This is a genomic window from Brevundimonas sp. (genome assembly GCF_032017145.1).
Taxonomy (GTDB): Bacteria; Pseudomonadota; Alphaproteobacteria; order Caulobacterales; family Caulobacteraceae; genus Brevundimonas.
Map to the genome: position 1 here is coordinate 1 of NZ_DALZQC010000101.1, position 11,642 is coordinate 11,642.

9 protein-coding genes are annotated in these 11,642 nt (G+C 68.1%); 4 read left to right on the forward strand and 5 right to left on the reverse strand.

Annotated elements, in window-relative coordinates; genetic code table 11:
- Positions 1-126 precede the first annotated feature (126 nt).
- Positions 127-1,482, reverse strand: a complete 1,356-nt coding sequence (locus RTU05_RS14295) for a metallophosphoesterase (protein ID WP_312599025.1) — start codon at positions 1,480-1,482, stop codon at positions 127-129.
- A 249-nt stretch (positions 1,483-1,731) separates the two neighbouring features.
- On the opposite strand from RTU05_RS14295, the gene RTU05_RS14300 reads away from it, so the two are divergent.
- Complete coding sequence (locus tag RTU05_RS14300) at positions 1,732-3,987, forward strand: TonB-dependent receptor domain-containing protein (RefSeq protein WP_312599026.1); 2,256 nt, start codon at positions 1,732-1,734, stop codon at positions 3,985-3,987.
- Positions 3,988-4,057: 70 nt separating this feature from the next.
- On the opposite strand, the gene RTU05_RS14305 is transcribed toward RTU05_RS14300, so the two are convergent.
- The 3 genes from RTU05_RS14305 to RTU05_RS14315 form a co-directional block, all read right to left on the reverse strand.
- Positions 4,058-6,532, reverse strand: a complete 2,475-nt coding sequence (locus RTU05_RS14305; RefSeq protein WP_312599027.1) for a TonB-dependent receptor — start codon at positions 6,530-6,532, stop codon at positions 4,058-4,060.
- Complete coding sequence (locus RTU05_RS14310; RefSeq protein ID WP_312599028.1) at positions 6,519-7,484, reverse strand: FecR domain-containing protein; 966 nt, start codon at positions 7,482-7,484, stop codon at positions 6,519-6,521. The genes RTU05_RS14305 and RTU05_RS14310 overlap by 14 nt, the downstream gene beginning before the upstream one ends.
- A 106-nt stretch (positions 7,485-7,590) precedes the next feature.
- Positions 7,591-8,118: an RNA polymerase sigma factor gene (locus RTU05_RS14315; RefSeq protein WP_312599029.1), complete on the reverse strand. Its 528-nt coding sequence runs from the start codon at positions 8,116-8,118 to the stop codon at positions 7,591-7,593.
- Between the two features lie 200 nt (positions 8,119-8,318).
- On the opposite strand from RTU05_RS14315, the gene RTU05_RS14320 reads away from it, so the two are divergent.
- Both RTU05_RS14320 and RTU05_RS14325 read left to right on the forward strand, forming a co-directional pair.
- Complete coding sequence (locus RTU05_RS14320; protein ID WP_312599030.1) at positions 8,319-9,284, forward strand: hypothetical protein; 966 nt, start codon at positions 8,319-8,321, stop codon at positions 9,282-9,284.
- A gap of 4 nt (positions 9,285-9,288) precedes the next feature.
- Positions 9,289-10,443, forward strand: a complete 1,155-nt coding sequence (locus RTU05_RS14325) for a glycosyltransferase family 4 protein (protein ID WP_312599031.1) — start codon at positions 9,289-9,291, stop codon at positions 10,441-10,443.
- Here the strand turns inward: RTU05_RS14325 and RTU05_RS14330 are convergent.
- Positions 10,440-11,027 (reverse strand): class I SAM-dependent methyltransferase, encoded by a 588-nt coding sequence (locus RTU05_RS14330; protein ID WP_312599032.1) that lies wholly within the window; start codon positions 11,025-11,027, stop codon positions 10,440-10,442. The genes RTU05_RS14325 and RTU05_RS14330 overlap by 4 nt on opposite strands.
- A gap of 132 nt (positions 11,028-11,159) precedes the next feature.
- Here RTU05_RS14330 and RTU05_RS14335 point away from each other — a divergent pair.
- The coding region (locus RTU05_RS14335; protein ID WP_312599033.1) for a Plug domain-containing protein at positions 11,160-11,642 on the forward strand (483 nt) is incomplete at its 3' end.

Consider the following 11,642-nt stretch of genomic DNA (forward strand, 5'->3'; position numbering starts at 1 on the left):
CTCGTCAGGCTCATAACCTGAAGGTCGTAGGTTCAAATCCTACTCCCGCACCCAAGATCAAGCCCGCTAATCCAACAGGATGGCGGGCTTTTCTTTGACTCAACGCCAAGGGGCGATCTCCGGCGATCACCCGCCCGCCAGCGCCGAAGCCGCGACCGACTTCAGCGTGACGCCCGGCGCTTGTTCGAAAACCAGATCCTCCGTCCCGAAATACTTCTGCTGGTTGGTCGCGCACCAGTCGGTCGTGACGATGCGGACCGGGCCTGAAGGAGGCGTAAGACCGGAGGCGTAGAGGAAGTCGCCGGTCAGGGCGTCGAGGGGCAGGGGGCGGTCCTGATTGGCGCGCGCCATGAACGCCTCGAACTGCCTCGGCGTCACCTCCGCGGTCATCAGCGCGCCGTCGAAACGGACGATGGAATCGAAGAGGTAGCGGCTGACCGGGCCGGCCGGGGCGGCGTTGCCCAGGGTGGTGTGGCCGATGAAGCCGGCGTGGGCTCCGGTCGCGTGCGCCATGCCGGCGGCGATCGCGCGCCCCGTGTCGCCGAGCGACATCGCGCGGTGGCCTGTCCAGAGCACCGTGCGTTCGTCGGGCGTCAGTTGGTCCGCGAGTGTTCTCGTCGTCAGAGCCGCGAGGGCGGGGGAGGCGGGGCCGTCCGTCGACACCGGACGAGAGGTTGCGGTCACCGAGCCATCGTCTCGGAACGCCGCGACCGTATAGGCGCTGGTGAACGATCCCGTGTGCACATAGGCGCTGGCGCCTTGCCGGTGCTGGAACAGCAGGTGGTCGTGACCGCCGACCATCAAGGCGCCCTCGGGCAACAGCGGCAGAATGTCCCGATCCGCGACCACGCCCGCATGGCTCATGACCATCACCTTGTCCGCGCCGGAAAGGCTGTCGGCCAGGTTCGCCCGCGCGCAGTCGGCGGCTGGCGGGATCGAGAGCTGGTCCCGCGACGCCTTGGGATAGGTGTTCATCGAATTGGTCGCCATGCCGACGACCCGGAGTCGATGAGGGCCGAACGGCAGCGTCGCCGTGGGCGAGGCGTAGCCGACGCCGGTGCGCGTGTCGGTGATGGTGGTGACGATATGGAGGCCCAGGCCCCTCATTCGGGCGACGACATCGGCCAGGTCGGGCGTCAGATCGTTGTCGTGGTTGCCCAGGTTCACGACGGTCGGCGCCAGGGCGGGCAGGGCGGCCAGAAGCGCCCAGTCCACTACGCCGTCCGAACGCTGGGCGACGACATTGCCATGTTCGAAGATGTCGCCGTTGACGGCGATGACATGGGGGACGGCATGCGACCGGATTTCGTGTTCGAAGGCCGCCAACAGGCAGGGCGTGCGCTCATAGGCGGAATGAAGGTCCGATACGGCCAGAACCCGGCCGACGACCGTCTGGGTCTTCAGGGCCGCCAACCCTGGCGCGAAGGCTGCTCCGGCGGCGAACTGAAGAAATCGACGACGGGAAGGCGCGATGAGGGCCATGCTTGCTCCAGGCGATGTGCGGGAAGGCGCGGAACAAAACTCACGCAGGGACCGAGTTTCGCATCCAGAGCCCTGGCGCGCAATGCGATCACGTGATGATCCATCGGTTTGAAGACAGATTGTCACAGGGCTGTGGCCGCGTCGTCAAAGGTTCAAGAAACGGGGCATGGTCGCCTCTGGCGGTGGAGACGGCGACGCTTTAGGGCGTCGCGCGACACGTCCTCCCCCTGTCGCCAAGGAATCTTCTTCATGCTTCGCCAAGCCCTTTTGGCCGCCACCGTCAGCGGCGTCGCCCTGCTGAGCGCCGGCGCCGTTTCGGCCCAGACCGCCCCGAACACCCCGGCCGTTCCCGCCGCCGCCGAGCCGGCCGGCGTCGACGACATCGTGGTCACGGCTCAGCGCCGCAGCGAAAACATCCGCGACGTGCCGTTCGCCGTCACCGCCCTGAGCCCGCAGACGCTGCAGGAGGTTTCGGCCGGCGGCGCCGACATCCTGTCGCTGTCGGGCCGCGTGCCCAGCCTGCAGGTCGAAAGCTCGAACGGTCGTTACGCCCCACGCTTCTACATCCGCGGCCTGGGCAATGTGGACTTCGACTTCACCGCCTCGCAGCCGGTCTCGGTCGTGCTGGACGATGTGGTTCTGGAAAGCGTCTATCTGAAGGGCTTCCCCCTGTTCGACGTGCAGCAGCTGGAAGTGCTGCGCGGGCCGCAAGGCACGCTGTTCGGCCGCAACACCCCGGCGGGCGTGGTCAAGATCGATACGGTCAAGCCGTCGGACGAATTCACCGGCTTCGGCTCTCTGACCTATGGCAATCTGGGTTCGACGCGGGCCGAGGCGGCCGTCACCCTGCCGGCGTCGGACACGCTTCAGGTGCGCGGCGCCATCCTGTGGAACCACCGCGACGACTGGGTGAACAACGCCTACGATCCGTCGTTCGCCAATCCCGACAAGGATGACCTGGGCGGGTTCGACGACCTGGCCGCCCGCGTCCATGTCGCCTGGACCCCGACCGATCGGCTGTCGACCCTCTTGACGCTGCAGGCGCGCGACTATGACGGCACGGGCACGATGAACCGCGCCAACGCCCTGATCAAGGGGTCGAACAAGCTGAACGACAACTTCGACCGAGACACCGTCTATTACGACGGCGGCCGCAACAACTTCCAGAAGCAGAGGACGACGTCCGAATCGTTGAAGGTGGCCTATGATTTCGGCCCCGCGACGCTGACGGGCATCGTCGGTTCCTATCAGGGCTGGTCGCAGGGCGACGGCGACATCGACGGCGGCGTGGCCACCGCCCCGGCGACCGCCTCCTACAAGACGCCGTTCAACTCGGAGACCGGCACCCTGTCCAGCGACCTGCTGCAGAACACCTATGAACTACGCCTGGCGTCGAACGGCGACGGCCGGGTCGGCTGGCAGGTGGGCGCCTTCTATTGGGACGAGCGTTTCAACCTGGTCAGCGGCACGTTCAACGGCGTGGGCGGTCTGATCCCCACCAAGATCACCGACATCGTGCAGAAGTCCGATTCCTGGTCGATCTTCGGCCAGGGCAGCTACAAGGTGACCGACGCGCTGAAGGTGACGGCGGGTCTGCGCTACACGGACGACAATCGCCACTACAACGGCCGGATCGTTGTGGGAACGCCGGTTGGCGGCCAGGGCGCCGTTTCGGTCGGGGACCAGCAGGTCAGCTGGGACGTCAGCGCGGTCTATCAGGTGAACGACGACCTGAACCTGTTCGCGCGGGTGGCCAAGGGCTATCGCGGCCCGTCGATCCAGGGCCGCAACCTGCCGGTCCTGACGACGGCGGACTCCGAGACGGTCATGTCCTACGAAACCGGTCTGAAGGCGCGGATGATGGACGGACGCGCGCGCTTCAACGCCACCGCCTATGTCTATGAAGTCAGCGACATGCAGTTCACCGCCATCGGCGGGGCGGACAACTCCAACCGCCTGATCAACGCCAAGAAGGGCGAGGGGTATGGCCTGGAGCTGGATGGCGACATCTATCTGGGGGCTGGCTTCAGCCTGGCGGCCGGCGGCGCCTGGAACCACACCGAGATCAAGGACAAGGACCTGCTGGTCGCCGTTTGCGGCTCCAACTGCACCGTGACCGATCCCATCGTCATGGTGGGAACGACCCGTCGCGCCGCCATCGACGGCAATCCCTTCCCGCAGGCACCCGAATACACCGCCAATCTGACGCTGAACTACGTCCGGCCGCTGGGGGCCGACACCGAGCTGTTCGCCTCGACCGATTGGGTCATGCAGAAGAATTTCAACCTGTTCCTCTATGAATCGGTCGAGTTCATGCAGGACACGCATTTCGAAGGCGGCCTGCGCGCGGGCTGGCGCGATTTGTCGCGCGGTATCGAGGCCGCCGCCTACGTCCGTAACCTGACGGACGAAGAAAATGTGATCGGCGCCATCGACTTCAACAACCTGACGGCCTTCGTCAACGAACCGCGCACCTATGGCGTGCAGCTGACCAAGCGGTTCTGAGGTCGAACCCAAGCTGAATGTCCAAGGAAGCCGCCCTGTTCGCAGGGCGGCTTTTTCCTTGCCGCGGCGGCTATTGCAGCGCCCACCTCAACGTGACCCCGATGGTGCGAGGGCGCAGCGGCGTGACGGCCTGGGCGTCTGGCAGGCGGAAGGGATCGCTGTAGGCGAAGGTGTTGGCCTTGGTGTCGAACAGATTGTCCACGAAGACGGTGGCCACCCAGGGCGCAGCCTCCATGCCCAGCGACAGCCGGCCGGTGGCGTAGTCGCCCATGCGGTGCTGCTGGCGGCCGTCGAAGGTCAGGCGGGACGCGCCGACATAGGACAGGCCGCCGTCCGCGATCAGTTGCAGACGATCCGTCAGGGGGCGCCGGTAGGTAAAGCCCAGGTTCGCCGAGGCCTTGGGCACGCCGGGCAGGCCAACGCCCCGCTGGGTCGCGAACCGGCTGGCGGGATCGGTGATGCGGGGATCGGCGATCAGGCCGTTGGCGAACACCTCCAGTTCGTCTGTGGGCCGCCAGTTGGCCTCGGCCTCGAAACCGACGTCGGCGCCGTCGCCGACATTGACCACATAGGCCAGGCCGCTAGGCAGGAACTGGTCGCTCTGCACGTCGCGCCAGCGGGCGGCGTAGAGGGCGGCGCGCAGCCGCGCGCGGCCGTCAGCGGATCGGACCTTGGCGTTGAACTCCAGGTTCCACAGCGAGTCCGGCCGATACTGGCGCGCTGGCGAATCCGCCAGGCCGCTGAAATCCTGACCGATGACGCCGGCGGTGTTGAAACCGCCTGCGCGCCGGCCGTGGCTCAGCTGCGCCGACAAATTTACACGGTCGTTGGGCTGCCAGGCCAGGGCCAGCTTGGGCGTCAGGCCGGACGACGACCCCTCGCCATCGAAGTTCCGCATCCGCGTCCGATGGCGCACCTGAGACGTAGTGTCGTAGTCCAGCGTGTAATAGCGGGCGCCGGCGGTCAGGGTCAATTTGGGCGTCAGATCCCAGGCCGCCTCGCCATAGACGGCGGCCTCCTGCAGGGTGTCGCGGCGCTTCTCGGCGTAGAGCGCCAGGGGTTCGGGACGCAGGATCGACAGGACGGGATCGGTGCGGGTCGTGCTGGTGGAAGCCAGGGCGCCGACCAGCCAGCGCCAGCGCCCGACGTCGGGCGAGGTCAGCACCGTCTCGCCCACGACCAGATGAATGTCCTTATTCTCGTCAAGCGCGCCGACCGAAGCCAGAGATCCAAATCGGCGGAGCGCGCTGGAGGCGTCGTACCGGCTCTTGAAGCCATGTTCCACCACGGCGAGGGAGGCGTCGAGCCGGCCCCAGGTCCCACGCCCCTCCAGCGAAAGCGACCCCTGATCGAAGCGGTTCTGATGCGGTTCGCGCACCAGATTGGCGCGACGCAATGGACCTAATCCACGATAGACGTAGTGGGTGTCCTCGGTCATGATCGACTGGTGGACCACGCCCGCTCGGGCGGTCCAGCCCGGCGCCAGGGCCAGGGCGCCCGACAGCCGACCACCCCGCCGCGTGCCGTCGTTGACGCGGCGCAGGTTCAGTTCGACGTCGTTGATATAGCCGCTGAAGGTCTCGCCATAGACCGCCGCGCGGATCGCCGCCTGATCGCCGGCCAGCGGCAGGTTGGCGACAATGTTGTAGTCGGTGTTCGTGCCGCCGCCGTGGGTGTGGGAGCGGGTCAGGGCCACGGAAAGATCCTCGCGGCCGAACTCGGGACGGCGGGTGACGACCCGCACCACGCCCCCGATGGGGCCGGTGCCGTAAAGCGTGCCCTGGGGGCCGCGAAGCACCTCGACCCGGTCGATGTCGATCAGCTTCAGGTCCGGGTCGGGGGCGCTGTAGGTGATGGGGGTCAGATCGAGATAGAGACCGACCGTCGATTGGGTCAGTCCGGTGAACACCCCGTCGGAGATGCCGCGCAACAGGATTTTGTTCCGGCCGGGGCCCAGGTTCGTCACGGTCATGCCCGAGACCAGACTGTCCAGTCCCTGCATCCCCGTGACGCCCGACCGGCCGATGCGGTCGCCGGTGACGGCGGTCATGGCCGAGGAGGACCGTTGGATCAGCTCCGGGCGGCGCGGCGCGGTCACGACCACTTCGCTGACCTGAACCGCCTCGGGCTGTGGCGCAGGCCGGGGTGCGGGTCGAGGAGAGGGCGAAGTCGGCGGGGCGGCCACGCGCGGCGCCGAACTGATGATCACCGCCCCGTCCGGCCGGACCAGATAGCGGCAGCCCGATCCGGCCAGTATGCGGTCCAGCGCCGCTTCCAGGGTCATGCGGCCACGCAGCGCCGGGCTGGTTCCCCCGCAGGCCGCGACGCCGCCGCCCAGCGACACCCGCGCCTGCAACGCCAGGTCCAGAAGGGCGCGGTCCACCGGCTGGCGCGGCACATAGAGGTTCAGGACATGCGGCTGTTCAGCCCAGGCCGGGGCGGCGAGGGCGGCGGTCGCGACGAGCGCGAGGCTGGCGTTCAGTGCGGCGGCGCGTGACCGGGACAGGCCGAGGGTTCGGGGCCGCCTGGCCTCAGCCGGCCTCACGCGCATCGACGCGGACAGCGTTCGTCGAGGCGTCGATCCGAATGGGAAGGAAGTCCTGGAGTTGCTGCAACATCACGGCCTCGTCGCCAATACGCAGGGCGCCCGTGAAGCGCAGCGCCCGAGCCGATGTCGATAGCACAACCGGTTTGTCGAGATAACGCGAAAGATCGTCGGCGACTTCACCCAGCGGGCGATCACGATAGACCAGAACGCCCTGACGCCAGGCGGAGGCGCGTTCGGGCGCGACGTGGGCCAGGGCCGGCGTCTGGTGGGCGGTCTGGGTCAGGGCCTGTCCGGCGGTCAGACGAACGCGCGGCGCCCTTTCCGGGGTCACGGCGACGACGCCGCGTTCCACGGCCACGGCGAAGTCGTCGCCGTGGTTCAGCACATTGAAGGCGGTGCCTAGAACCTCGACCTGATGCGCGCCAGCGGCGACCACGAACGGGTGGGCGGGGTCATGGACCACGTCGAAGGCGGCCTCGCCCTGGGCCAGGGACACCGCGCGGCGGTCGCCGTCGAACCGCACGTCCAGGCGCGAGTGGCGGTTCAGATAGACGTGCGAGCCGTCCTCCAACGCCACCGTCATCGGTGCGTCGGTGGTGGCGTAGGTCTGGCCGTTGAGGGCCATCCACATCCACAGGCCGACCGCCAGGGTGACGCTGGCGGCGACGCCGAGCCCGGCGCCCAGCCAGCGGGGGCGACGTTGGGCGCGCCGGTCGCGTGCTGCGGCGAAATCGATCACCGGGGCGGGCTGGGGCGCGACGACCGGGGCCGTATCGGCGGCGTCCAGATCGACCCACAGCCGCTCGACCGCGTCATAGGCCAGGGCGTGGGCGGGCGAAGCCTCCAGCCAGGACTGGAATCCGAGCCAGACGTCGTCGCCGGCCGCCTCGTCGCGCAGGGCGACGAACCAGTGCAGCGCCTTTTCGTCGATGTCGGTCTTCGCCTTCATGCCATCCCAGCCTGGATGTGCGCCGAAAGACGCAATCCCTGATACTCAGACGTCACGGCGAATGCGCCGCCTCCACAGTTTCGTTCGGCGATGGGCGAAAGGGCGATCATGGTTGCGCCTTTCGGGCCAGGACGCGCAGGGCCTCCATCATATGTTTCTCGACCGAGCTGCGCGAAATGTCGAGTTGGCTGGCGATGTCGGCATAGCTGACGCCGTCGAACTTGTGCAGGCGAAAGATGGTGCGGGTCTTGGGCGGCAGCGTTTCCACCGCAGCGATCAGTCGGGCCAGTCGCTGCCGTGACGCCACCGCAGCCTCGGCGGACGGGGCGTCGTCCAGGTCCTCGATCACGCCGGTCTGGTGATTGATCTGACGCCAGGCGCCGTCGCGCGCGGCCGCGCGCTGGCCCGAGCGCCAGCGGTCCAGCATCAGGTTGGAGATCAGGCGGAACAGAAAGGCGCGCGGATTGTCGACCGGCGTGTCCGCCGGCAGGGTCGACACCTTCAGATAGAGGTCCTGCAACAGATCATCGACATCGCCCGAGGCCCCGCCCAGCCGTGCGCGGCAGAAGCGGGCCAGATCCTGTCGCTGCTCCAGATAGGCGGCGACCAGCGGATGCGCGGCGGGCGCGGTCAAACAGGCGAAATCCTTCGGCGCGTCCCGGAATGGAACGCCGGTCCTCCATGCCGCGACGATTTTCCTGAGGCAAGGGCGCACCGGCGGCGTCTTTAGATCGAAGGCGTCGCTGTGCGGCGGCGAACAGGGTTTCGATGCGCGCGTATCCAGCACAAGGCAGAGCGACGGCGCCGGTCCTTCCGGTCGGCTAGAGCGGCGTCATGTTCGATATCTGGCGTTCCGGCTTCATCCGCCGCCCCCTGCCCAGCGTCGTCGACCTGCCGCCGACCGCCGACGAGGTGACATGGCTGCCCGACTGCGGACCCTACGCCTATGTCGCCGATCCGTTCGGCGTCACGCGCGACGGCGTGCTGACCATCTTCGTCGAGGCGTTCGACTATCATGTGCGGCGCGGCGAGATTCATTATCGCCAATACGACGCCGACGACCGGCTGATCGGACAGGGCGTGGCGCTGGCCGAGCCGTGGCACCTGTCCTATCCGACCCTGATCGAGGACGGCGGCGAGCTTTATATGCTGCCCGAAGGCTACAAGAGCGGGGGGCTGATCCTTTATCGCTGCGTGCGTTTCCCGGATCGTTGGGAGCCGGCGGCGCGGCTGGGCGACTTTGCCGCCATCGATGCGACGGTCGTGCGCCACGACGGCCTGTGGTGGATGTTCCACGCCCTGGCGGGCCCTGACGACCGGGCGATGCGCGAGATGCATCTGGCCTGGAGCGAGACCCTGACGGGACCATGGACGGCCCATGCCGCCGATCCGGTCATGGGAGGCTTCGAGGTGTCGCGGCCCGGCGGAACGGCCTTCGTTCACGACGGCGCGCTTCATCTGCCGGTTCAGGACTGCGCGGCGACCTATGGGGCGGCGGTCAATCTGCTGCGGATCGAGACGCTGACGCCGGACGCCTTTTCGGCAGTAACGGTGAAACGGTTCGAGCCGGGCGATCTGCTGGCCGGGTTCGGCGATGGGTTTCACACCCTGTCCGGCTACGGCGACGTGACCTTCATCGACGTGAAGAGCATCCGCCGCTCGGTGGCGGAGCCGTGGCTGAAGGCGGGGTTCAAGGCGCGGCGTCTGCTGGGGCTGAACGGGCCGCGCGGGCGTCGTGCGACGGGACCGGCGGTCTATCCGAAACTCTTCTCGAACGCCGCCGTGGGCAAGGAAGGCTAAGATCATGCGCATCGCCGTCGTTCTGCCGCGTGGCTCGACATACTGCCCCGACAAGGCCAATTCGATGGAGACGGTGGTCCGCACCCTGTCGGCGCACAGCCGTCTGCAGGGCGCCGTGACCCTGATCGCCGACGCGGGCGCCGTCGCGCCTTCCGATGTCCGCATTCTGACCGTGCCGGCTGGGCTTGGCCGCAAGGCGCGCAATGCGGCGGTTGCGGACATCCTGCGGACCCTGTCGCCCGACATCGTCGAATATCACCAGCAGCTGAAGTCCGCGTCCGAACTGGCGCGCCAGTTTCCGAAGGCGATCAACGTCCTTTATCGCCACACCCGCATAAAACCGGCGCGCAATCCGGTCGCGGCCTGGCGCTATGGCCGTCGACTGGCGCGGTTCGACCGTCTGGTGTTCGTCAGCCAAGCGGCGGGTCAGGAGTTCGCGGCCGACTATCCGCGTCTGGCCGGCCGGGTCTCTGCGGTGTGCAATCCCATCGCCATCGACGACTGGCGCGGGGCGCCGGAGGACCGCGAGAAGCTGATCCTGTTTTCAGGCCGCGCCATGCACGACAAGGGGCTGGATCTGTTCTGCACCGCCCTGGTCCAGACGCTGGACCGCCATCCCGACTGGCGCGGCGCACTGATGCTGGGAGACTGGGACAAGCATCAAGACTGGGCCGAGCCGCACGTCCGCGCCCTGGCCCGCTTCGGCGACCGGGTGGAAATCCACAAGTCGGCGTCCTTGGCCGAGGTGAAGGCGGTTACGCGCCGGGCCGCCATCGCGGTGGTCCCGTCGCGGGTGCGCGAGGCGTTGGGCCTTTCGGCGCTGGAGGCCCATGCGGCGGGGGCGGCCCTGATCTCCTCGGGGCGAGGCGGATTGCGCGAGGCCAGCGGCGAACACGCCCTGTATGTGGATGTTGAAGACGCCGCGCCTCTGACCGCCGCTATCGAGCGGCTGGTCCAGAACCCGGCCGAAAGATTGAAACTGGCCCAGGCCGGTCAGGAATATGTGGCGCGGGTGCATTCGCCGGCGGCCCGTGCGGCCGAGCTGGACGCCTTGCGTCACGCGCTGGCAGACCGCTCGCTGGCCGGTCAGGGGCGAGGCAAATCCTACCGTGCGGCCCACGGACAGGGGGTTTGGTCGCTGACCAACCTGCTCGGCTAGATACGGATCAGACTGTCATAGACGTGGGTCACGGCGTCGAAGCCGACCCGTGTCGGCCGGTCGCCCAGCGGCGCGGGGACGAAGTCTGCGGCTGTCAGGCTGGCCGCGACGGGATCGTCGATCTTGTCGGTGTTCCAGCCCAGCAGCAGGCGTCCGCCGGGACGTAGAACCGAGGCCAGGGCGGCCAGGGCGCGCGCCTGCTGCTCGGGCGTGTCGACGCCATAACCCAGCACGCCGTTGCAGACGACGGCGTCGAACGTCAGGTCCGAGAACAGTCGATCCGCATGGCAGACGTCGCCGGTGCGGTGGCGGCCGGGCCGGCCCCAGCGCGCAGCGCCCGTGTCGATGTCGGTGGTCCAGACCTCGCCGCCCAGCGCCTCCAGCGCCGCGTAGTCGTCCAGCGTATATTCGCGGCATCCGACCCACAGGATGCGCCCGCCCTCGGCGGCCAGGGCGGGGACATAGCTGTCGGCCATAACCTGACGGTCGGGCAGGGCGCGGATGCGCATCGCCTTGGCGGATCGTCTTGCGTGGACCGCGCCTTCGCCCAGCACCAGCGCCATGAAGGCCGCGATAAAGCCCATTGCATCCCCCGTTTTCCCCAAGACGTTTCTACCGGCGGGCGCTGCATCTGCCAATCGCGGTTCCACGACCGAACCAGTGGCAATTTGTCTCCTGGGCTTTCACCCCGGCCCGCCAACCCGTATCGAGGCCAGATGCTGCAAGACGCTCATCCCCCCGCCGTCGCGCCCGCCGCCCTGCCCGAAATCGTCGTGACGGCCGCCCGGCTGCCCCCGGCGACGGCGGACGCGGCCTTTTCCGTGGTGCGGATCGACCAGGCTGTCTTGTCCCGTTCGGCGCGGATCGACGAGGCGCTGCGGTTCGTGCCGGCGGTGTCGCTGTTTCGACGCACCACCAGCCTGGCGGCCAATCCGACGACGCAAGGACTGTCGCTGCGGGCCATCGCTCCGTCAGGGGCCGGGCGGACGCTGGTGCTGCTGGACGGGGCGCCGGTGAACGATCCGTTCGGGGGCTGGGTGATCTGGTCCCAGGTCGCGCCGGAATCGCTGGACAGTCTGGACGTGGTGCGCGGCGCGGGTTCGGGGCCATACGGCGCCGGCGCCCTGACGGGGACCATCACCCTGCGCGAACGCAGCCAGGGCGGGGCGCTGGACGTCTCGGCCGCCGAGCGGGGCGGG